Annotated in this window: 20 protein-coding genes; 11 read left to right on the top strand and 9 right to left on the bottom strand. The window is 37.9% G+C overall.

Features of this window, described 5'->3' with window-relative positions:
- Nucleotides 1-96 precede the first annotated feature (96 nt).
- The gene (locus tag H8S90_RS20205; protein WP_187339610.1) at nucleotides 97-636 is read left to right on the top strand and encodes a hypothetical protein; all 540 of its coding nucleotides are present in this window, start codon (nucleotides 97-99) and stop codon (nucleotides 634-636) included.
- A gap of 53 nt (nucleotides 637-689) precedes the next feature.
- Nucleotides 690-1,991, top strand: coding sequence for a sorbosone dehydrogenase family protein (locus H8S90_RS20200; protein WP_187339609.1), 1,302 nt, complete (start codon nucleotides 690-692; stop codon nucleotides 1,989-1,991).
- 86 nt (nucleotides 1,992-2,077) lie between these two features.
- Here the strand turns inward: H8S90_RS20200 and H8S90_RS20195 are convergent, their stop codons facing one another.
- Entirely contained in the window at nucleotides 2,078-2,827 is a 750-nt protein-coding gene (locus H8S90_RS20195; protein WP_187339608.1) for an SDR family NAD(P)-dependent oxidoreductase, read from the bottom strand.
- A 227-nt stretch (nucleotides 2,828-3,054) separates the two neighbouring features.
- On the opposite strand from H8S90_RS20195, the gene H8S90_RS20190 reads away from it, so the two are divergent.
- Nucleotides 3,055-3,429 carry a DUF2784 domain-containing protein gene (locus tag H8S90_RS20190; protein WP_187339607.1) on the top strand — a complete coding sequence of 125 codons (375 nt, stop codon included), beginning with the start codon at nucleotides 3,055-3,057 and terminating at the stop codon, nucleotides 3,427-3,429.
- Between the two features lie 90 nt (nucleotides 3,430-3,519).
- Here H8S90_RS20190 and H8S90_RS20185 read toward each other — a convergent pair whose 3' ends face one another.
- Nucleotides 3,520-4,080 carry a hypothetical protein gene (locus H8S90_RS20185; RefSeq protein ID WP_187339606.1) on the bottom strand — a complete coding sequence of 187 codons (561 nt, stop codon included), beginning with the start codon at nucleotides 4,078-4,080 and terminating at the stop codon, nucleotides 3,520-3,522.
- 526 nt (nucleotides 4,081-4,606) lie between these two features.
- Between H8S90_RS20185 and H8S90_RS20180 the strand changes: the two genes are divergently transcribed.
- Together H8S90_RS20180 and H8S90_RS20175 are read left to right on the top strand one after the other, a co-directional pair.
- Complete coding sequence (locus H8S90_RS20180) at nucleotides 4,607-5,560, top strand: sensor histidine kinase (RefSeq protein WP_255501668.1); 954 nt, start codon at nucleotides 4,607-4,609, stop codon at nucleotides 5,558-5,560.
- The gene (locus H8S90_RS20175; RefSeq protein WP_187339604.1) at nucleotides 5,520-6,257 is read left to right on the top strand and encodes a LytTR family DNA-binding domain-containing protein; all 738 of its coding nucleotides are present in this window, start codon (nucleotides 5,520-5,522) and stop codon (nucleotides 6,255-6,257) included. The genes H8S90_RS20180 and H8S90_RS20175 overlap by 41 nt, the downstream gene beginning before the upstream one ends.
- A gap of 21 nt (nucleotides 6,258-6,278) precedes the next feature.
- Here H8S90_RS20175 and H8S90_RS20170 read toward each other — a convergent pair whose 3' ends face one another.
- Nucleotides 6,279-7,523, bottom strand: a complete 1,245-nt coding sequence (locus tag H8S90_RS20170) for a hypothetical protein (RefSeq protein ID WP_187339603.1) — start codon at nucleotides 7,521-7,523, stop codon at nucleotides 6,279-6,281.
- Nucleotides 7,524-7,985: 462 nt separating this feature from the next.
- On the opposite strand from H8S90_RS20170, the gene rbsK reads away from it, so the two are divergent.
- The 5 genes from rbsK to H8S90_RS20145 all read left to right on the top strand — a co-directional run bounded on the left by rbsK (nucleotide 7,986) and on the right by H8S90_RS20145 (nucleotide 12,964).
- Entirely contained in the window at nucleotides 7,986-8,903 is a 918-nt protein-coding gene (gene rbsK / locus H8S90_RS20165) for a ribokinase (RefSeq protein ID WP_187339602.1), read from the top strand.
- A 74-nt stretch (nucleotides 8,904-8,977) separates the two neighbouring features.
- Entirely contained in the window at nucleotides 8,978-9,991 is a 1,014-nt protein-coding gene (locus tag H8S90_RS20160) for a GRP family sugar transporter (RefSeq protein WP_187339601.1), read from the top strand.
- Nucleotides 9,992-10,021: 30 nt separating this feature from the next.
- Nucleotides 10,022-11,578, top strand: coding sequence for an ADP-ribosylglycohydrolase family protein (locus tag H8S90_RS20155; protein WP_222852148.1), 1,557 nt, complete (start codon nucleotides 10,022-10,024; stop codon nucleotides 11,576-11,578).
- Nucleotides 11,579-11,610: 32 nt separating this feature from the next.
- Nucleotides 11,611-11,937, top strand: coding sequence for a glycosyl hydrolase-related protein (locus H8S90_RS20150; RefSeq protein WP_187339600.1), 327 nt, complete (start codon nucleotides 11,611-11,613; stop codon nucleotides 11,935-11,937).
- A gap of 64 nt (nucleotides 11,938-12,001) precedes the next feature.
- Entirely contained in the window at nucleotides 12,002-12,964 is a 963-nt protein-coding gene (locus H8S90_RS20145; protein WP_187339599.1) for a nucleoside hydrolase, read from the top strand.
- Between the two features lie 331 nt (nucleotides 12,965-13,295).
- On the opposite strand, the gene H8S90_RS20140 is transcribed toward H8S90_RS20145, so the two are convergent.
- From H8S90_RS20140 to H8S90_RS20125, 4 genes are all read right to left on the bottom strand, one after another.
- Complete coding sequence (locus H8S90_RS20140) at nucleotides 13,296-14,000, bottom strand: LytTR family DNA-binding domain-containing protein (RefSeq protein WP_222852147.1); 705 nt, start codon at nucleotides 13,998-14,000, stop codon at nucleotides 13,296-13,298.
- Nucleotides 14,001-14,274: 274 nt separating this feature from the next.
- Nucleotides 14,275-15,306: a sensor histidine kinase gene (locus H8S90_RS20135; RefSeq protein ID WP_187339598.1), complete on the bottom strand. Its 1,032-nt coding sequence runs from the start codon at nucleotides 15,304-15,306 to the stop codon at nucleotides 14,275-14,277.
- 95 nt (nucleotides 15,307-15,401) lie between these two features.
- A complete protein-coding gene (locus tag H8S90_RS20130) occupies nucleotides 15,402-16,613 on the bottom strand; it encodes an acyltransferase family protein (protein ID WP_187339597.1) in 1,212 nt (403 codons plus the stop codon).
- A 146-nt stretch (nucleotides 16,614-16,759) separates the two neighbouring features.
- Nucleotides 16,760-18,049, bottom strand: a complete 1,290-nt coding sequence (locus tag H8S90_RS20125) for an outer membrane beta-barrel protein (RefSeq protein ID WP_187339596.1) — start codon at nucleotides 18,047-18,049, stop codon at nucleotides 16,760-16,762.
- Nucleotides 18,050-18,366: 317 nt separating this feature from the next.
- Between H8S90_RS20125 and H8S90_RS20120 the strand changes: the two genes are divergently transcribed.
- Nucleotides 18,367-19,107 (top strand): MBL fold metallo-hydrolase, encoded by a 741-nt coding sequence (locus tag H8S90_RS20120; RefSeq protein WP_187339595.1) that lies wholly within the window; start codon nucleotides 18,367-18,369, stop codon nucleotides 19,105-19,107.
- Nucleotides 19,108-19,131: 24 nt separating this feature from the next.
- Here H8S90_RS20120 and H8S90_RS20115 read toward each other — a convergent pair whose 3' ends face one another.
- Complete coding sequence (locus H8S90_RS20115; RefSeq protein ID WP_187339594.1) at nucleotides 19,132-20,391, bottom strand: VCBS repeat-containing protein; 1,260 nt, start codon at nucleotides 20,389-20,391, stop codon at nucleotides 19,132-19,134.
- A gap of 180 nt (nucleotides 20,392-20,571) precedes the next feature.
- The gene (locus H8S90_RS20110; RefSeq protein ID WP_187339593.1) at nucleotides 20,572-21,729 is read right to left on the bottom strand and encodes an FAD-dependent oxidoreductase; all 1,158 of its coding nucleotides are present in this window, start codon (nucleotides 21,727-21,729) and stop codon (nucleotides 20,572-20,574) included.
- Nucleotides 21,730-21,740 lie beyond the last annotated feature (11 nt).

The following is a 21,740-nucleotide window of genomic DNA, read 5'->3' as shown; positions in this document are numbered from 1 at the left end:
ACACAAAAATAAGAATGGGGGATATAGTAAGAAATAGAATAAACATTTAACTTAGAATTTTTAACAATCGAAAACTTTATGGTGAATTTAAAAAAAATGGCTTTTACTATTTGTTTGGGTTTAATTATCCTATGCTATTATCAGTGTGGGAACCATGCAAATCAACCTTTAAATGATGAGAACCGCTCCATGATGGGGGATAGTATTCCCCCTCCTAGTAATAAGTTAGTATTGTTGGATAGTACCGTGAAGGTGTTCTTTATTGATAGTCTCAGTATGGCGGAAGACACCATCATACAACAATACCATCATATTCGTTTTAGTGGAGATGCCTTTTTTGATATCGATGAAAAAAAAGATTTTCCCTTATATATCTTCACCAGTCTTATGGAGATTAAGGTACTAAGTCCTTCTAGTTTCAGAGTTGCAGCCTATGATGCGGATCAAGGACAATCTGTAGAGATGATAGAAGGAGATATGATTATCTCCAAAGCCTATGCTTCGCCTTTCCCTGAACCAGATACACTGACTAATAACAACCTATATATGGTCAATAAAAGTATTGACCTGTCGGAAAAAGAACAATTAGACAACCCACAGTTGATCGTATGGTGGGAACAATTCAAACATTTCTAATTATATAGTGTTTTTCCTACACAGTTGAGTTATACGCATTAAATATAAAATCAATGAGGTGTTTTTCATTTTCTTTTTTAGTGGTATTCAGTATTTTCTCTTTCTTTTCCTGTGGTGAGGGCAACCGCAAAAAAAAAGAACCATTGGCTGATCAGGATGCTGCAACAGAATACGGAACGTTTATACAGCTTGCAGAACCATTGGCTACTGCGCCACAAAATAAATATGCAAAAGTGATCGGTTGGCCAGAAGGCCGGACGCCAATTGCTCCATCCGGTTACAAAGTAATCAAGTTTGCTGCTGACCTCAATAGTCCACGCAATATCTATGTAGGGCTTAATGGAGATGTTTTTGTGGCACAGTCTCGAACAGAGCGCACTGGCGAAGATCCGGATAAGGCCGCAGCCAGAAATGTTAAAGCGGGAAAAAGTGCGAATAGTATTTTAATTTATCGGGATACCGATAAAGATGGCACACCCGACTTTGAAGGGGAATTTTTAAATGGTCTGAAACAGCCCTTTGGTATGTTGATATTGGCAGATTATTTTTACGTAGCGAATACCGATGAGATAAGGAGGTATCCGTATAAGGAAGGTGACAAGAAAATAAACTCAAAAGGTGAGAAAATATTGGATCTTCCTGCGGGAGGGTATAATAACCATTGGACACGTAACCTAACTGCTAGCAAGGATGGCTCGAAAATTTACGTTACCGTTGGATCTGGAAGTAATGTGGCAGAGAATGGATTGGAAAATGAAAAGCGACGTGCAAATATCTTGGAAATAAATCCGGATGGGAGTGGGGAACGGATATATGCTGCTGGACTAAGAAATCCTGTGGGGATAGATTTTGAACCCCATACAGGCGTGCTGTGGACAGCAGTCAATGAGCGGGATCAGTTAGGTGATATGATCGTACCTGATTATATTACAGGCGTGCAGGAGGATGGTTTTTATGGTTGGCCTTTTGCTTATTGGGGGCCTAATCCCGATCCTCGTTTGGAAGGGAGAGAAGAGGAATTGGTTCAAAAAACGCTTGTTCCCGATTTTGCTTTGGGGTCACATACCGCTTCACTTGGTTTGAGTTTCAACAAATCAGATAAATATCAAGAAGGTGCCTATGTTGGCCAACACGGTTCTTGGAACCGTTCGGAATTCGTAGGTTATAAGGTCGTTTTCGTTCCTTTCAGTAATGGGAAGCCTGTAGGGGAACACGAGGACTTTCTTACGGGATTTATCGCAAATGCAAAAAAAAATGAAGTATATGGCCGGCCGGTAGGTGTTACTTTTTCGCCAGATTATATGTTGGTTGCAGATGACGCAGCAAATGTGGTTTGGGCAGTGCTGCCAGAATAAGATCCAGGTAAATATTATAAAAACCGCATACTGCGAGGTACGCGGTTTTTATAAAGATTTAATTTTATAAGCGTTTTTTTTAGAATTTAGGAAGCTAAGTATCCACCATCTACCGGATAATAAGCACCATTTACGAAAGAAGCTTTACCAGAGCTTAGCCAAAGCACAAGTTCTGCTACTTCATTGGCTTCGCCTAAACGTCCACTCGGATGCTTGCTTATCAACCACTTAATAGTTTCATCATCCATATCTTTTAAAAGCGGAGTGTTAATAAATGCTGGCCCAACAGCATTAGCCCGAATGCCCTGATCAGCATATTCCAGCGATATGTTTTTTGTTAAGCCTATTACACCATGCTTAGCAGCTACATATGCAGCACTTCCCGCAAAACCAACCTGCCCAAGAATTGAAGCCATATTAATTATAGCCCCACCTCCTGAGCTCAATATTGCTGGAATCTGGTATCTGCAACCATAAAACACTCCAGATAAGTTTATCGCAATTACCTTGTTCCACGCATCGACGTCGTACTCACCCGTTGGAGAGTTAGGACCTCCAATGCCTGCATTATTACAAGCAATATGCAGCCCATTATATTTTGTAATAGCTTGATCAACTAAATAATCATTTTCGCTAGAGTTAGACGTGTCTGCCTTCACAAAAAAGGCCTCTCCGCCACGTTCAGTTATCACGTTAACCGTTTCATTACCGGCGTGCTCGTTTATATCAGAAACCACTACTTTTGCTCCTTCATTAGCGTATAACTCGGCAATAGCTCTCCCTATACCTGAGCCAGCTCCAGTAACTATTGCAACTTTGCTTTTTAACAATTCCATGTGTAATATTTTTTGTATGTTATGTTAACAAAAGAATAGAGGAATTGGTTCATAAAATATGAGATTCATCATATTAAAAAGAGAGTCTTACAAAAAGAATAAGGAGGTCATTTTGTCACGTTGAGTAAGGTTCCAGAACAACCACAGGTGTGGCGCCTCCTTATTCCTATTGTAAACCAATATGCAGTACCATTGTTAGAAAAGAAGAATAACTTTATTTAAGGTGCATGTACGTCTTATTAGATTTGCTGTTAACGCTGCTCCATTTAGTTATTATAGGATTCAATTTATTGGGGTGGATTTGGAGGGCTACGCGAAAACTACATTTTTATGTCATTTTAGCTACAGCTTTTTCTTGGCTGGTGCTTGGTATTTGGTTCGGTATAGGTTATTGCCCTATAACTGATTGGCAATGGCAGGTAAAGAAAGAGTTAGGCGAGAAGGATCTGCCAAACTCATTTATTAAATATATAGTAGATAAACTGACTGGCTTGAACAGTGATGCAGATTGGATTGATACGATAACAGCTATAAGCTTTGCTATAGTGACTTTATTATCTATTTATTTAAAGTTTTTTCATAAGCGAAACAAAAAACTATAGTTTGGCTTTACTAAGGCGTCTCTAATATACGAATGGATATTTTGACTGATTAGTAAAGCCTTCTATTACTGTACCATTCTTCATGCGTTTTTATTCAGAAATCCATCTTTTCATGCTGCGAACAACCAGCGCATTACCTTTGCTGAAACGTACGTGTTTTATTTGTTTTTCATTTTGCAGCTGAACGATATAAATCGTATCTTGATGGTTTGGAACATGAATTTCGTGTGCTCTTAACAGTGTATAATTAGCATATTTTTTGTCAACTTTTTTGCTTAGGTCTATTGGTATGTGCCGTTTTGCTAAGTATTTAATGGTGTGTTTCCATGCGCCATTTTCGTCATAACCAACTGTATATGGAATGTCTTGCTGAATGAATTTGGCCAACATGCCATAGTTAACCATATACCATTGAACATCAGAAATATCAGCAAAGCGCTCCGTGAAATGTCTAAGAATACGGGGATTTCTTATCATATTATGATCGCTTCTGTCATGTATAACCTTGAACATATCGTCTACTATTTTACTGCTGCTTTGCACTTTGACATCTTTAGATCTTTTCATGGCCAGTGTTTGCGCCCCTGTTATGCCACAATAAAAAATAGCGGTAAATACAAACGCTATTTTTATAATTACTAATTTTTTCATGATTTATAAATTAATTGTTTAACAAATGTTATGTTCTTAATGCTTTCTATTTTTGTTTGTCAGGCCGATAGTTATTACTAAATGTTCCAATTTTTATATCTTATGTTGGTAACCTATATTCGACAACACGTGTCGAATGGGAAAAAACCGAAACATTAAAGCAAGTATTATCAGTGAAGCGCAAGCAACCGGTTAATGGTAACTAGCGCGACATCTGTGTACAAAAGAAACATAGGAAGAACAGCTTTCCTATTATTTTTAGCCCAACAGCCTGGTTTTAGATCAAAGGACAACAAGGTAATACAAATGCAGTTTGTCGGGCATAAAACGTCGTAGGGCAAAAAAATAGGTTGTTTATAAGAATAATAACTAAATTAGTGTTTTGTAGGAGATTTAGGATATGTTTTCGTTGACAAAGAAGTGGTTGAATAACCAATACGTATTTAATGCTGTGTTTTGGCTGCTGTATTTTTGCTACGACTGGTTGACCCAGGCTTATATGAGCGGCGAGTATAGAAGACACCTTATGTCTACCTGTTTATTTGTACCTACAACAATTATTGCCGCCACACTCACAGTACATGTATATTTTAATAATTATTATTTGAAAGACAAAAAGCAACTGTTCTGGGTAGCGGCAATAGGCACCATGCTTATCTTGTTATTTATCCGAAGGTTGTTTTACTATTATTATACCTATCCAAGATATTATCCCGAAGGTAACCTTCAGCCCTTTTTTTACTTGCCGAAGCTTATTGTTGATATGGTAAATATGTATCTTATTGTTGGGTTATACTCCTTTATCCATTTTTTCAGGTCTTATTATGAACAGCAAAAGCTCACAGATACTTTACAGAAAGAAAAAATACGTTCGGAATTGGAACTATTGAAAATGCAAGTACATCCTCATTTTATTTTTAATACACTTAACAATATTTATTCTTTTTCACTACAGCAAAAACCCAAAACTCCCGATCTAATACACCGTTTATCGTCTTTTTTAGATTATAATCTGTATAAGGCAAAAGATAATATGGTACCGCTCTCCAAAGAGGTCGAATACATTCAAAATTATATTGAACTGGAAACTATCCGATTTGGCAATAAGTTAGATGTGTCACTGAATATATTATCTGACATCGATAAATTTTATATGAGTCCAATGCTTCTATTACCGTTAGTGGAGAATGCTTTTAAACATGGGGCAAGTAAATTAAATCAAGATGCGTGGATTCGAGTGGATCTTTCTATTAAAGAAGATATACTAACCGTTAAAATAGAAAATAACTATCCCGACAGCGTTGGCAAGAATGGTGTTAGTAACACGGGAATTGGTTTGGAGAACGTACGAAGGCGTTTAGAAATTTTATACGAAGGGATGCACGATCTAAATGTTTTATCGGAGTCAGGCACTTTTTTAGCTATTCTTAAAATAAAAAATGGAAAACTTGAACAGAATCCGGTGTATGGCGGTGGATGATGAACCGCCTGCTTTACAGTTGCTTAAGTCATATATCGATAAAATACATTCATTGCAATTGATCTTTCATAGTAGCAACGCCCTGGATGCTTTTAATTTTATTCAGCAAAATGAAATTGACCTTCTTTTTATCGATATCCAGATGCCCGGATTAAATGGTTTAGAATTTGTTAAGGCTCTTTTCCATAAACCGGCTATCATCATAACAACAGCTTACCGCGAACACGCTGCCGAAGGCTTTGATTTGGATGTGCTTGATTATCTGGTTAAACCCTTTCGGTTCGAGCGATTCTTAAAAGCAGTATCGAAGTACACACATACGGTGACAGTTCCAGCAAACTTTGAGATGTTGCAAAATAATCGTACGTCGGAATCGGTTTATATGTATTTCAATGTAAATAAGGAATTGATAAAAGTATTCTTAAAAGATATTCTGTATATTGAGAGTATTAAAGATTATATCAAAATAGTCACGCTTCAAAAAACGATCGTTACCTATCAAAGAATTAGTTATATGGAAGAAAAACTGCCCGAAGAAGATTTTATGAGAACACATAAATCTTTTATTGTAAATATTCATAAAATTAACTCTTTTAAAAGCGACAGGATACGAATCGCTTCTGATGTTATACCAATTGGACGTTTTTATAAGCGAAATCTTATAGATAGGTTAAATGGTGATACGTTCAGCGAATAAATAAAAAATATACGGAAACATTTACTTAGCTACATCGATATCACTACTGTTGATGGTGATATATTTACTTTTGATCCATTCACAACAATCGAAATATTTTAATAATTGCAGCTCTCCTTTATCCTTTTTTATTTCATTTAATTTAGGTTTTATATTTTTCCAGATGGCTTTTTTCCAAGCATTGCCTCGTCGTTTAGGATCCGATGAAATAGTGTTAAAGACCATTTTTTCTATTTTGAAGGCTTTCCCAAATTTGCTGAATAATCTTTTATAAGATCTGACTTCATATTCAAGGTATTCCATATCATCTTGTTCATAATAAATGAGTGTACTCAGTAATCTACCAGCACGATACATTCCAAGTTGAGGTGCCTGTTTACCTATCGTAAGAAGCTGATTAATGTGTTTACTCGCTTTATGCAATTGGTTCATTAAAAAATAGGTTAACGCTTCAAAATATAGGTATTCAAGTTGTTTTTCATGGCCTTCAGCTACTTCAATCCGTGGTTTCTCGCTTCTAAAAATACGCAGCAACTGCTGTGCTTTGTTCAGATTTACCATACCAATAGACATATTCAGTGAATATACCTGCGCAATGAGCTGGGCAAGACCTTTAAAATGATCAGGATACATTTTATTTGACAACGCTCGCGTTTGATCAATGAACTGGGCCATTTCTTTATAGTAACCTATACTCCTTAAGCTATCCAATATACCATCTAGTGCGGAGAGATAATCATAAGGAGGAAAGTCCCATATCTTTCTATTCGTATCAAAAAGTGTATTAAGCTCTTTAAATACCGTTAATGCAGATTGATATTCTCCTGTGTGAATGAAGAAAAAAGACTGGAATAACATATGCAGCTTTTGCGTTTCAAATTGCTGTTGACTTCCTCGAGTAGTGATGCTTAATTCGCTTAATATCAGGTCATTTATTTTTTCATTTTGCTTACCACTGAAAGTCAAACTTCCTTTGGTGAGACGGTGGCTCAACAACTCATAAAGTGAATAATGTTCATGGAGTTGACGTAAAGATTGCAAAGTATGCTTGGCTTTCATTTGTAAATCTATCAATTGCTGCTCTGTTATATTTGGAAAACCAATATCGGCCAATAAAGTGAGCTCCATCCGTGCTGCTTGATATATCATTGGATAATTTTGATTCTCCTGAGCCAACCTATATGCTTTCTGTAATTCCTTATTTCCTCTATTAGGAATAGATCGTTCAAAGCATAGGCGGGCTTTCATCAGGCTATGATGTTGCATGTACCGAAGGTCTTGTTCAACGCGTATTTGAACTAGTATATCTGTAAGGATCTTATATAGATAGTTCGACGTATTCTCGAACGATTTCGATGGGTACTTTTCCTTAAAGCGCTGTCTAAGAGTTTTATTATCTGAATTATTTTTATCAATGGATAATTCAAAGAGTAGGAGGTAATCCTTATGGCTTTTGAGTTTGGCACAATGAAGTCGGAAAAGCTTTTTTTCCGTAGCGGACAGTGATTTTATCAGTTTTTCCAATTCAAAAGCTAACATATTGAAGACTAAACTATTAAAAATTTTATTTATGATATTTTAAATTATTGTATAACAATTAGTTATATTTTATTTATTTAGTTTATTAGGTTTTATAATTCATAAAAATATAAAAAAATGGCTAATTTATGTTTCTTGTATCACTTATTTTTGACCACATTATAAACCGAATACCATTTTAACCATAGTATGAACAGAAAAATCATTGTAGTAGGGAGTATGAACATGGATATGGTAGTGAAAACCAGTCATATACCCAAACCTGGTGAGACTGTTTTAGGCGGTTCTTTCTTTATGAATCCAGGAGGTAAGGGAGCGAATCAAGCTGTTTCTGTAGCTCGTCTTGGAGGAGATGTAGCATTTATTGGAAAGATTGGGGATGACATCTTTGGAAAACAATCTGCTCAATTGTTTGACGAGGAGGGTGTAGACACTAATGGGGTACTGTCCGATCGCGACAGTCCATCCGGGATTGCTCTTATTACGGTAGATGATCTGGGAGAAAACAGTATTGTGGTAGCTCCCGGAGCCAATGCCCATCTTGAACCGGCAGATGTCGAAGAGGCGATAAACAGATATCCACAAGGCAAAATATTACTTATTCAACTGGAAATACCGATGCGCACCGTAGAGTTTGCGGCAGATTATGCCCACAAGAGGGGAATGCGGGTTATACTCAATCCAGCACCGGCAAACGAGCTAGTTTCAGGTATGTTCCATCTCATTGACATTATTACACCAAATGTAAACGAAGCGGAGATGCTCTCCGGAGTGCAGATTGTCGACATTGCAAGTGCAAGGCAAGCAGCTGAAAAAATCCATGAGCAAGGAGTTAAAAATGTTGTCATTACGTTGGGTAGGCGGGGAGCAGTATTATTCGAAGATGGTGAATTTTGCCATATCCCGGCCCCAGAAGTAGAAACAATTGATTCTACAGCTGCCGGCGATGTCTTCAATGGAGCACTTGCCGTAGCGGTGGGCGAAGGTAAGGCACTGACAGAAGCTACTTTATTTGCCTGTCGAGCAGCCTCTATCGCTGTAACCAAGATGGGAGCACAATCGTCTATACCGTTCCGTAATGAGGTGTTGTTAAATGGTATAAAATAAATATATATACTGAAAGCTATTCATTTTTAGGTGTATTGAAGGAAACTATTAAACGCTAACCAATAAAATCAATTATGTTCGTCGTACAAGATTATACATTAGCAGTTACGTTCTGTATCATTACGATGCTTTGTTGGGGTTCTTGGGCGAATACACAGAAGCTGGTACAAAAGGAATGGCGTTTTGAGCTATTCTATTGGGATTATGTGTTAGGTATCTTTTTATTAGCTGTTCTCGGCGCATTTACGATGGGGAGCATCGGGGCGTCGGGAAGATCGTTTTTAGATGATTTAGGACAAGCAGAAGGCCGCTACATCCAAAGTGCATTCACAGGTGGGGTGGTGTTTAACCTTGCTAATATTTTACTTACAGCGGCCATAGCAGGTGCTGGTATGGCAGTGGCATTCCCGGTAGGCATTGGTTTAGCACTGGTAATTGGTGTGTTGATTAATTATTTTTTGCTCAGTAAGGGTAACCCTGTTTTGTTGTTTTTGGGAGTAGGTCTTATTACCCTTGCTATTGTTTTTAATGCGATAGCTTTTCGCCAGCAATCAGGTAATTCAAGCAATAAGGCCGCGAGTAAATGGATTGTAGTGTCTGTTGTGGCCGGAATACTCATGTCTACATTCTATCCCTTCATTGCCGCAAGCATGGATCTTACTGACTTCGTGTCGCCAACGGTTGGAAAAATGACCCCTTATACCGCTTTTGCGATGTTTGCTGTAGGTATTCTAGTTAGCAATCTATTATTTAACACCCTATTGATGCGCAGACCACTTGAAGGTCCACCTATAACATATAGCGAATACTTCAGTGGTAGAAAGAACATTCATTTAGTGGGCATATTGGGAGGATGTATTTGGGGTATAGGCAATCTTTTCAACCTCATAGCGGCAGGTAAGGCAGGGCCAGCGATTTCTTATGGCCTTGGTCAGGGTGCAACATTGGTGGCAGCCCTATGGGGAGTAGTTATCTGGAAGGAATTTAGGAGAGCTTCTAAAATAGTTAATGCGCTCATTATAATCATGTTCATCCTGTTTGTGTCTGGGCTGGTGCTTGTAATCATTGCTGGAAATGAAAATAACTAAAATAATTGTAGAAAAGTAAAAAGCTTTGTTATGATAACTAAAAGGAAAATTTACCAGTTTATGTCTATGGGATTGGGGTGTTTTGTGATGTTTGTATCTTGTCAAAATGAAAAAAAGGAGCAGCTACAACTAAGCCATGAGGTGCTAAAAGATAAAATTAGAGGAGGATGGGCCGGTCAAACTATCGGCGTTTCTTTCGGAGGGCCCACCGAGTTCAAGTATAATGGTACCTTTATTCAGGATTACAAAAGTATTGAATGGAATGCTGGTCATATGAAAAAGCTCATGACTGAATGGCCAGATCTTTATGATGATATTTACATGGATTTAACTTTTGTTGACATTATAGAACGATTAGGTATTGATGCACCTGTTGATTCTTTTGCAAATGCTTTTGCCTATGCAGGCTATAACCTATGGCATGCCAATCAGGCTGCTCGTTTTAATATCTTAAATGGGATCGAAGCACCTGCATCCGGTCATTGGCGGAATAATCCTCATGCGGATGATATCGATTATCAGATAGAGGCCGATTTTGCTGGATTGATGAACCCAGGTATGCCAAACTCTGCATCTCAAATAAGTGATAAAGTAGGCCATATTATGAATTATGGCGATGGTTGGTACGGCGGTGTATATGTTGGCGCTATGTATTCATTAGCATTTTTGTATGATGATATAGAAAAGATTGTTGGGGAAGCCCTTAAAACGATCCCTGCTGAAAGTGATTTTCACCAATGTATCAGTGACGTTATTCATTGGCACCAACAATACCCCGGTGATTGGAAACAGACATGGTTTGAAATTCAGAAAAAATGGACAGAAGAAGTAGGCTGCCCAGAAGGTGTTTTTCTACCATTTAATATCGACGCTAAAGTAAACGCTGCATACGTTGTGTTAGGGTTATTATATGGTGATGGCGATTTTACACAAACACTTGAAATAGCCACACGTGCTGGCCAAGACTCTGACTGTAATCCTGCTACGGCCGGTGGAATTTTAGGTACACTCTTTGGCTACGATAAAATTCCTGCTTATTGGAAGCAAGGATTGACTGATATAGAGGATATGAATTTTAAATATACCGATATGTCGCTCAATAAAGTTTATGAGGCCAGCTATAAACATGCATTAGATATGATTGGTCGTAACGGTGGCGAAGTAAATGAGAAAATGGTTGTGATCAAAACGCAGATACCAAAAACGGTTGCTTATGAAAAGTGCCTTGAGGGTTTTTTCCCTATTATTCGCGAAGAGGTTCATCGACCTATAGATGCCGAATTCACTTTTGCCTTTGAAGGAACCGGTTTTGTTTTAAGAGGAACAGCGAATAAAGATCATGAAGACCTGCCCGAAGGCATTGTAGAAGCCGACTGCTATATCGACGGTGAAAAAGTTGAAACAGTGCAGTTGCCTACCGCTTTCCGTACGCGACGGCATGATCTTTTCTGGAAATACGCGCTTCCAAAAGGCAAACATCAGGTTAAAATAGTGATTAAAGACCAGCATCACGATTATAAATTACAGGCATGGGACTATGTGGTATATAGCGATAAACCATCGGATGGCTTAAGTGCGCACCTTTGATCTGGGCGACCAAACCATAAAACTAGCCAAAAATGAAAAAAAATATTTTAAATCTCTTAACCAAAATCGCCAACTCGGTGCAGCTTTCGTTGCCCTATTGCGGCGCTCTTAAGGTTTCTTTGAATGATGAAAATATCTTATTAACAGCAGTAAAGCCAGCATTGTCTGGCAATGGAATTATTGTTCGCCTATATAATGTATCTTCAAGTGGCCAAAAACTTCAATTAAAATGCAACCATCATAATAGGCGGGTATCCCAAATCCACTTGAGTAATGCTAGAGAAAAGATGATTGAACCATTTGATTTACAGGGACTATGGCCGGCATTTTCTTTGAAAACATTGTTCATACTTGTTTAATAATGTGATGTGTATAAAAAAAAGGAAAGTAAACATTTTGGAACTATTGGCACTTGTTATCATAATGATGGGAACAATAAATGCTCATAGTCAACAGTCAAAACAAACAATCATTTTTGATACCGATATAGGGAACGATATTGATGATGTATTAGCGATGGCAATGCTTTATAATTATCAGAAGCAGGAACAGGTTGATCTAAAGGCTATTACCATATCAAAAGCAAATCCAGTTACCGTAGACTATATTCATATGCTGAATACGTATTATGGCCTGCGAGATATAGCCATTGGATATATAGGTGAAACGGGGCCCACTCCAGATTCAGGACTATATATGCAGCAAACATTAGCTTATGAAGAAAATGGAAAGCGCCTATTCTTATCGACGCCGGAAAGATATAAGCAGGTGCCGGAAGCCTATAAGTTGCAAAGAAAAGTTTTGGCCGCGGCGCCTGACCATTCAGTAACCTTAATTGTGGTGGGGTTCTCTACGAATATGGCGAAGTTGTTGTCATCGAGACCTGACGAGTTTTCAAGTCTGGAAGGAAAGGAGCTCATTCAAAAAAAAGTTATCAGCATGTATATGATGGCAGGTATGTTTGGCAAAAAACCTTTTCCTGAATATAATGTAGTGAAAGATGTGCAAGCAGCTCAACAGGTGTTTAAAAATTGGCCCACACGCATTGTCGTGAGTGGTTGGGAAATTGGGAACGCTTTGAAATTTCCAGCCGATAAATTATTGAGCGCATTTCCGCAATATTGGCATCATCCTATTGTAAACTCTTATTTCCACTATATGAAGATGCCTTATAATCGAGAAACATGGGATCTCACCGTTGTATTGCAAGCGATAGAACCCCACCAGAATTATTTTGGAAGTTCGATTTCGGGGACAATAATGATTGACGACGACGGTATGACTCGTTTTTCTCCAACAAAGGGTAAGCATCAAATTTTATTACTGAATCCAGACCATAGAGAACGTATACTTAATCGGTTGGTGGAAACAGTAACAGATAAATGATTAGACATCCTATTGCAAGTTACCTTTTAAACAAACCAAATTATACGATAGAGCGTCGTTTTTTGACCTTAAACAGATAATATCAAAAAATAGTAGATGATTTGTAGCGAATAGGTATGTTAACCCGTTTAGTAAACAGGTTGGATTTAAAATGGTAGAGGCTCTGCTAACCCAAAAGCGGGGCTTTTACTTTTTTTATTAATGGCCGTTTTATTGCATTTTTTATATTTCACCCGCGATATAATAATTATAAGCTTCAATTTCCTTTTTTGCGTCAGCTATGGTAAATGATAGAATATCCGTTGTAGGCATATTGTATAGATCCTGTTTATTAACGTTTTAATAGTTTGTTATTAATTATTTTTTCCATGACCGACTCTTTTAAACTTCGGGAAACTGTTATTCTATCACTTCCTATTTCCAGTATATTACCGTTAATACCATCGATAGCTGTTATATTTACTATAGAAGACTTATGTACCTGTATAAAATTCGCAGGTATTTGGTCCAAAATGGATTTCATGGTGATGTGCACAATGTGCTTATCTGTAGAGGTATGGATGCATACGTAATTCTCCAACGCCTCAATAAAGAGAACGTTCTGCCAAGCTAGTTTGATTATTTTGCCGTCTACTTTAACAAAAACATCATCAGAGATGGTAGACCGCTGGTCATTATTAAATAAGCCAACCGCCTTATTGGCCGCTTTCAAGAAACGATCAAAAGAAATAGGCTTCAACAGATAGTCAATCACTTCCAGTTCATAGCCTTTCAGTGCATATTGTTCGTATGCGGTAGTTAAGATGACTTTGGGCGGCGTAGCTAGTGATTGTAATAGCTCTATGCCCGATAAATATGGCATCTCAATGTCAAGAAAGAGCAAATCAACTTCATGGTTTTTAAGAAGGGTATTTAAAGATAAGGCATCTTCGCAAGTGCCTGCCAAGGTTAGGAAGTCAAGCTTTTCAACATATCCCTGTAAACCCTTTCTAGCGATGGGTTCGTCGTCTGTAATAACACATTTTAATTTCATCATAATTATTAGTCAGTATTTAATTTTCAATGTTACTCATGAGCCGTTGCTCGGGATTTATCCATCGATCAGATGGGGCTTATCTTATTCAAACCCCGAAGGGTTCATGAATACCAATTCGACATTTAAAATACGTGAATAAATTTACATTTTCCTGTGTGATAAAAAATGAAATTTTAAACATCGACCGTTCATTTTGAGTATTATTGATTGGTATCTGTTTCTCTTTTCTTTTTTGTGCAATAGAAAGCGTTGTCTTTACCCATTGTAGAATTTGTTACAAAATTACGCTCAATGTAGCCTTGAAAGTTTGTACTTGCTTTTCTATAATCAACTCATGTCTGCCCGGATACAGTAAAGCTAACCGCCTGCGAAGATTTTCCAGGCCAATGCCGCTACTTTTTTTCTTCGGTATATTAGCCGGTATGGAGTTGATCACGTCAAAAACCAAGCGGTTTCCTTCTATAGCCGCGATGACCTGGATACGATAACTTCCTCCAACATACTTGAAAGCGTTTTCTACCAAAGGCAAAAGTAGTAAAGGATAAATAGATTGCCGATTTAATTCCTTGGGCAGTTGTAGATGCAGCTTTAAACTTTCGTTCATCCTTATTTTTTGTAAGGCAATATATGATTGCAGATAGTCTAATTCCTGTTTGATCGGCACTATTTCGTATTGATCATATAATTGATAGCGCAGCAATTCTGAAAGCTTTTCCAGCGTATGTTTGGCTTGTTGATTGGTATCATCGATCTGAAAATATACCGTATTTAAAGCGTTGAATAGAAAATGTGGGTGGTATTGGGCTTTAAGTAATTGAAGCTCTGTCTGTAATTGATCGGCATTTATTTTTTCGATTTGCAGTTGACGTTCGTAATTAATGTACACCAAGGCATTTCCTTTTGAAATGGTATAGTAAAGTAATATAAATAGAGGTGGTATCAAACATATGAGCACAATATCAAGTAACTGCGCTCCATCATCTGTTAAGGCAGCCATCGGTAAGAGGGTTACCAGTACAATAATCTCCATATATCCGATAACTTCGGCATATTCTTTTATGGACGATACTTTTTGCTTGTTGTGGCTGATACTATATAGGTTTTTTCTTAGCATATGCCGAATGGTAAAGATCATAATATAGCTGGTGACCACAGCGGTTGAAATTTCGATGGCATTCAGTTGCCACGGCCTTAACCAGAATTTGGAACCATCGAATACATCAGTGATCAGTCGTATGATGAAATAAATCAATATACCATATGTTGGGGGGAAAATAAATCGCTCTACCCAATTGAACTGTATCATGCTTTGATTTTTTATACAAGATCGAAAAAAAATTATTCACTGTCATTATTTTAACCATTATTTTGTTCGGCTTTAAAGACCTTATTTACTGATGATCAGAAAGCCGAAACTTCTGCTCCCTTCATAACGGCTTTTTTTTTGTGTGGTATCGGTGATTTCTTTTTCAAAGGTTTCATGCCAAACAAAAATCGCATAATAGGAAAGGGTCTGATGAAGAGGTGGTAAGTCATAATGGTCGCAAAGAGGGTGCTGATCACAATGAAAACGTATTTTAAACCAATACCGTCTGTTGATTGTACTACACGATAGGTAATCAATATGATCACGGTTTGATGTAGGATAAAAAAGGGATAAATAGATGTATTTAGGTAATCCATCGCCCTATTGGTTATATTCAGATATCTTTTGCCATAACCCACGATAGCAAATACCCAAGTCCAAGCCATTAACGGAAAAGAGGTGCTAAAAAGTTTTGTGTGCCAGCTTTCGCGTGCTGGGGAAGAATGACCAGACCATTCAAAACTTCCCCACCGAATGCAATTTACAATTACCAATAACAGAAAAGCTATTCCCAACGACAAATGGCGATTACGTTCTAAACTTTGTATAATAGTCGGTTGAACCATGCAGATAAATCCAACTAGCACAAATCCCATCCAATAAATAAAAAATAATGGATCATTTATCAGGGCGTTTGTTTGCGGATAACTAGAAACCATTATACCGTAAAGCAGGCTTGTAGGAATTATCAGCAGATATACATTTTTTTTAGTAGCAAAAAAATGTAGCTTTTGTCTGAAATCCACTGCTTGTTCGCCTGCACACCATTTAAAAAAGGGAGCAAGGAGCATGTCGTAAATGAAGAGATAAACAATAAACCATAGGTGGTGCCAGCTAAAATTTCCTTCAGGATAAGGCTTAAAGCTAAATACTGAAAGGAGAAATGTCCAATAACTACCTTTGTAACCTTGGCTAAGCCGTTCGAGGTACACCTGAGGAGGGACGACAACCAATATTCCCACGATAAGTGGAATAAATAGACGGCGTAACCGAAGTAGTATGAATCCGCTTGTTGTTCTTCTTTTAACCATAAACCAGGTTACAGCTCCAGAGATAAAAAACAGCAGTGGCATGCGAAAGCGACTGAGCCAAAAAATGAATTCGGTCAATATATCGCTGCCTTCTGGGTTGCTAATATGCCATTGATAATCCTTAGAAAAGGGCATAGCCGAATGGAACAACAGCACACCTATAATGGCAAAAATCCGAAGCCAATCGAGATAATTTACACGAGCAGTATTTTCCATAATTTTATCTTTTTTTTAATTCATGATAAAACTAGGCTTCGTGAACAAGTCTCAGAAATTTCTTTGACCAGTGGCAAAAAAGTGTTGACGTATGGTGATGCTTTACCACTGCTGGGTCTGCATAAATCGAATGGCTATTAATATGATCAAAAAGAGTAACCCAATAGTAAGTAATGTCTATTGGTTGTGGATTTTAAATTGGTGTAAGCGGATATGCCACTTCCCCTTTCTAATCGCCACTGTAATGACATTGCTTTATAAATACTGCCGAAGCCAATAGCCAAACCTTGTTCATACTTTCTGGTGTCTTCCAAAGCTTTTTGCTCTCTGGTATTTTCTGAGTTGTAGAATTTAGATACTATTGTCATGCTATTAGTTTCGTTGATGACAAAGCCATTAGTCATACCTGCATTAATAAATAGCGATGTCCGTCTGACTGCTTGTGAAAAGCGTATCATATTAACTGTTTTAAGGTGCGTGTGACCGATAGTTGTGTGATAGGTGGAGTAGTTCTCACCACTCGTAAAGTCATTATAGTTCCCTTTTACTTTATAGGTGCTCATAGCAAGTTCATTGTAGATTGACCACTTCTGAAAATTTCTCGGGATAAATATTTCTAGAAATACACCAGCTGCGATGTTAGTTGATTGGTCGAATTTGGTATTTATCAAAGGGCTATTTCCATAACCTTCAAAATTCAACGAAGTTACAGAAATACCACTTAAAGCGCCCCATTTTGGTTTGTTCTCCTCCGTTTGATTTTTAAAAGCTATAGGTTCGTTTTTGCATGCGTAATACGTTAAGAAAAGCTTTTCTAAATATTTAGCGCTGTAATTTGTGCTCTGTATGGCAGCTACAATTGAAGGGCAATCCTGAAAATATGATATCAGTTGCGCTACATATTGTTTATCCTTTGCAAGGTAAGTCTTTCCATTCTGCTGGACATTATATTGGTTATAACCAAGCAATTCAAAATCTCCATTTCTTTTTATATAAAACACATTTGTGCCGCCTCTATTTCTGTATTTATACAAGGATTTTTCGCCAGTTATAAGCGTTTGTAAAAAGATGGTGTCACGTTGAAGTCGAAGGATTCCGCTTTCAGATTCCTTATTATTTTCTCCTGCGTTTTTCTTACCAATGATGATACCACTTTCATAAAGCTCTCCTGCTACACTAAAACATATGATATCGAGGGGTGAAAAAAGAATTCTATCGTCTGTTAGGTGGGCTTTAAAAGCTATTTTTTCGGGGTTTACCGACCAGTTTCGATAGTCAACATAACCTGTTATGGTGTCTTTATTATTTGTAACAACGTATCCGGATATAAAATTATCCTGACTGAGCGCAACAGTTGGAATGAGAGCTAGTGATAAAATTAATAGGCTAACGGATATTCTTCCATTTCGCGTAAAAATAGATAAAGATTGATTCATAGTGTTAAATTCAATTTGGTACTATTAGGTTGTTTTACCTAAAACCAAAGGTTGTTATGAGAGCTTGTTGTTTAGATTGTTCCTAAAAGTTTAAGTTGATCGATTGCGTCAAATATATTTATTAATCATATTAGTTGCAATATGTTGACAGCAAACATTTATTTTATATCTCTATAGAATTTTAAATAATTGGGAATAGGCAACATGAACGGCTTTTGTACGGAGAAAAAATTTGATCAGGTCTTTTCTTTCTTAGTGAAATTTAGGAAACAATTATCGTCAAAACATTGTTCAGCAAACATATAAAGAATATAGAAATGAGTGACTTAACAGTTACGGTTATTGGGTCTGGTGATGCTTTTTCAAATGGCGGTTACAGGCAAACATGTTTCCATACACATACGCAACATGGAGATTTTTTAATTGATTGTGGTGCAAGTGCATATCAGGGACTGAAGCAACTTGCCGTGGCTTTAGATCAAATAGATATTATTATTATCTCTCATTTTCATGGTGATCATTATGGTGGTTTACCCTTTCTTCTATTGGATATGGCTACACATGGTAGGGGAAAAGTACTTACGGTTATAAGTCCCCCAGGGTGTGAGCAAAGGATCAGCGAAATGCTCGATCTTTTGTATCCTGGGAGTGATGTATTGGGTAAAATGAATGTGATTTTTCGTAGCTATAAAAAGTACGAAGAAATTGTAGTGAATTATCTCACAGTTACTGCAGTACCCGTTCTGCATAAACCGGAAAGTTTACCTCACGGTCTCAGGATAGGTGTAGCGGATAAGATAATCAGTTATTCTGGAGATACCGAATGGACAGATGAATTGATCATGCTCGCAAAAGATGCAGATTTATTTATTTGCGAATGTAATTTTTACGATCGCATAACAGCCGGTCATATGAATTACTTGTCCTTAAAAGAAAACATTCATAAACTTGCATATAAAAAAATCCTTTTGACGCATTTTGATGCGGAAATGCTAATGAGACTAAATGAAGTTGAATGGCCGCATGCTAAAGATGGCATGTCTATTTCTCTAGGCTAAATGATCTAACGACATAATTTTCGTTTACTGGTTGCCTACCTTCTTCCCCAATAATAAACGCGCTTGAGAGCCCCATGCACCAATAAGAACATCGTTGATACCATCACCATTAAGGTCGCCAATGGCCAGACCCCAACTTCGGCCCACCGTTAATGCTGGAATAACTTTACTGGTTACATCTTTGAAATTTCCCTTTCCATCATTCTCGTAAGCTTGTACCTGCATAGGTTCAAAAGGAGGGATTTTGAGCGCACTTAACAGTAAATCAGTATCACCATCATGATCAAAATCGATGGGTATTCCTGCGTAAGTAGAGAATTTATTGGCAGGCATCCGGTTGATCGTTTCGTCTTTAAAATTTGCTTTTCCATCATTAATAAGTATACGAACGCGAGGGTCCTTTTCCCAGGGGCCGCCATTACTTGTTAAATTGGTAAATATGATGTCTAAATCCCCGTCGTTATCTACATCAAACGTCAGAACTTCCCGGGTATGCAAAGGAACCGGGAGGTCTAACTGATCTGGGTTCTCGGTAAAAATCCCATTACCATCGTTTATTAGCAAACGATTGGGGGGAATTTCATTACCTACTACCATATCCAAGTTGCCATCACCATCTAAATCGGCTAATTTTATACTTTGACTGGCATCATTAACCTGTGGTAACCCGCTGCTGGTGGCATCTATAAAGAAGCCTGGACGATCTTGGTCGTTCATCCAAAGAAAGTTCTGTCCTTCAGTTCCGGAGTTGCCCACTACGATGTCGGGTAGACCATCACCATTCACATCGCCCACATCCAGACCATTTCCCTCACTTTTAGCTAACAATCGATCACTTACATTCTTAAAGCTCCCATCACCTTTTCCCAAATAATATTCATGATGTTGATCGTCTTCTGCCACAAAAACAATATCCATGATGCCATCTTGATTGAAGTCGGCAACCCGTACATGTTCAGTATCATGATTTTTGTTGAGAAATACGTCTTTCCTCCAACTAAGCTTTCCATTACCGTCATTCAGATATAGCCTATTTGGTTGAGATTCTAAGGCAAGGATAACGTCTAAATCCCCATCACCATCTACATCTAACAGTGCAATATCCAAGGCATGGGCATCGGGATCTAACGGTACATGGGTGGCTGTTACATCTCGGAAATAAGCAGTTTCTTCATGCTGCGCATAAAGACATGATTGAAAGAAAAAAATTAGGCTAAAGAGTATACTTATTAGTTGACAACGTGGTTTAACTAATGCGGAAAATAAGTTCGATAAAATGTTCATAACGGATTGATTTACAATTAAGGTTTGCAGTTTAGAGGATGAGACATCGATAATTGCAAATTATGAGCACTGAAGAAAGTAAATTGCCGCGAATAAACTGCTTTTGTGTGCAATATACAAAAACAGCATAAAAAAGCAGTTTATCTAAGTTTATATTATAAAAAATTTTATGGGTTAGTTTCAAAAATCGACTTCAAACAGCCATTTTAATTGTTTTTTTGTAAAAGCTTGGGGCATGATTCGAAAAACACCGTTGCGCAATTTACATAAGAATGGTTGCTGCCAATGCGATATCCAGCCCAGAAACCTAGATAGTCGTATGATTCTTGTAGTTCTTGCTATTCTACGCTTTTCATAATAGGCTAATGCCTCTTTGAGGCTGATTTTTTGTTGCAAACATTGCCCCAGTACCACGGCATCTTCAATAGCTTGGCATGCTCCTTGTCCCATATTGGGCGTGGTGGCATGGGCAGCATCACCCAATAGTACAATATTCCCGTAAACAAACTGTTTAAGCGGTTTAATGTCTGCTATATCATTCCAAATGAGTTGATCAGAGCTAGTGGCATTCAGCATTTCTGCTATGGGTTTATGTACACCAGAAAAATGATTTGCCAATTCCTTCGGTGTCATTTGTCGCATTTTAGGGTTGTTTTTATGCGTTTTAATACAGGCATACCAGTATATTTTATTACCTGGCAAAGGAGATATACCAACCCTGCCTGCTATGGCCCAAGTTTCAGCAGAAACCATGTTGTTTAAGTTAATTCCTGGGTTTTCTATGACTGCCCGCCAGCAGGTATAACCTGCAAAACGGGGAGTACTGGAAGGAACTAACTGTTGCCTAACGACGGAGTGAATGCCGTCGGCCGCTATTAGTAAGTCGACAGTTATCTGTGTTTCATCAGCAAAGCTTACCAAAACTTGATTTTCTTGTTGCATCACATTTGTACAGCGTTTACCCAGCACTATTGATACTGGCTTAATTTTTTGCAAAAGTACTTCATGCAGGTCGGCACGATGAATTACCAGGTTATTCTCTTCAAATTGACTACCCAAAAGCGCAGTATTCTGATCGCTAATTATTTTGCCTCGATCATCCAACATCTGCAAAGCAGTTAATTGTTTACCCCTTCCGATAACTTCTTTTGCAACTCCCAGCTTTTCCAAGCCCAAGATTGCATTAGCCGCCAAACCTACACCGGCCCCTATAGGTTTAATATTCGGCGCTGCCTCATATACCGTAACATTCGTACCCTGTCGTTGTAGGGCAAGCGCCGTGCTCAATCCGCCAATACCTGCTCCAACGATGGCCACGTTGTTCTTTTGTATACTCATGTTGTCAAATA

The organism is Olivibacter sp. SDN3 (assembly GCF_014334135.1).
Lineage (GTDB): Bacteria > Bacteroidota > Bacteroidia > Sphingobacteriales > Sphingobacteriaceae > Olivibacter.
This window is presented reverse-complemented; position numbering and strand designations above follow the sequence as displayed.

Coding starts and splice junctions, on each gene's coding strand:
- H8S90_RS20205 (WP_187339610.1), top strand. CDS start 97: ATGGCTTTTACTATTTGTTTGGGTTTAATTATCCTATGCTATTATCAG.
- H8S90_RS20200 (WP_187339609.1), top strand. CDS start 690: ATGAGGTGTTTTTCATTTTCTTTTTTAGTGGTATTCAGTATTTTCTCT.
- H8S90_RS20195 (WP_187339608.1), bottom strand. CDS start 2,827: ATGGAATTGTTAAAAAGCAAAGTTGCAATAGTTACTGGAGCTGGCTCA.
- H8S90_RS20190 (WP_187339607.1), top strand. CDS start 3,055: ATGTACGTCTTATTAGATTTGCTGTTAACGCTGCTCCATTTAGTTATT.
- H8S90_RS20185 (WP_187339606.1), bottom strand. CDS start 4,080: ATGAAAAAATTAGTAATTATAAAAATAGCGTTTGTATTTACCGCTATT.
- H8S90_RS20180 (WP_255501668.1), top strand. CDS start 4,607: ATGTCTACCTGTTTATTTGTACCTACAACAATTATTGCCGCCACACTC.
- H8S90_RS20175 (WP_187339604.1), top strand. CDS start 5,520: ATGGAAAACTTGAACAGAATCCGGTGTATGGCGGTGGATGATGAACCG.
- H8S90_RS20170 (WP_187339603.1), bottom strand. CDS start 7,523: ATGCAACATCATAGCCTGATGAAAGCCCGCCTATGCTTTGAACGATCT.
- rbsK (WP_187339602.1), top strand. CDS start 7,986: ATGAACAGAAAAATCATTGTAGTAGGGAGTATGAACATGGATATGGTA.
- H8S90_RS20160 (WP_187339601.1), top strand. CDS start 8,978: ATGTTCGTCGTACAAGATTATACATTAGCAGTTACGTTCTGTATCATT.
- H8S90_RS20155 (WP_222852148.1), top strand. CDS start 10,022: ATGATAACTAAAAGGAAAATTTACCAGTTTATGTCTATGGGATTGGGG.
- H8S90_RS20150 (WP_187339600.1), top strand. CDS start 11,611: ATGAAAAAAAATATTTTAAATCTCTTAACCAAAATCGCCAACTCGGTG.
- H8S90_RS20145 (WP_187339599.1), top strand. CDS start 12,002: ATGATGGGAACAATAAATGCTCATAGTCAACAGTCAAAACAAACAATC.
- H8S90_RS20140 (WP_222852147.1), bottom strand. CDS start 14,000: ATGATGAAATTAAAATGTGTTATTACAGACGACGAACCCATCGCTAGA.
- H8S90_RS20135 (WP_187339598.1), bottom strand. CDS start 15,306: ATGATACAGTTCAATTGGGTAGAGCGATTTATTTTCCCCCCAACATAT.
- H8S90_RS20130 (WP_187339597.1), bottom strand. CDS start 16,613: ATGGAAAATACTGCTCGTGTAAATTATCTCGATTGGCTTCGGATTTTT.
- H8S90_RS20125 (WP_187339596.1), bottom strand. CDS start 18,049: ATGAATCAATCTTTATCTATTTTTACGCGAAATGGAAGAATATCCGTT.
- H8S90_RS20120 (WP_187339595.1), top strand. CDS start 18,367: ATGAGTGACTTAACAGTTACGGTTATTGGGTCTGGTGATGCTTTTTCA.
- H8S90_RS20115 (WP_187339594.1), bottom strand. CDS start 20,391: ATGAACATTTTATCGAACTTATTTTCCGCATTAGTTAAACCACGTTGT.
- H8S90_RS20110 (WP_187339593.1), bottom strand. CDS start 21,729: ATGAGTATACAAAAGAACAACGTGGCCATCGTTGGAGCAGGTATTGGC.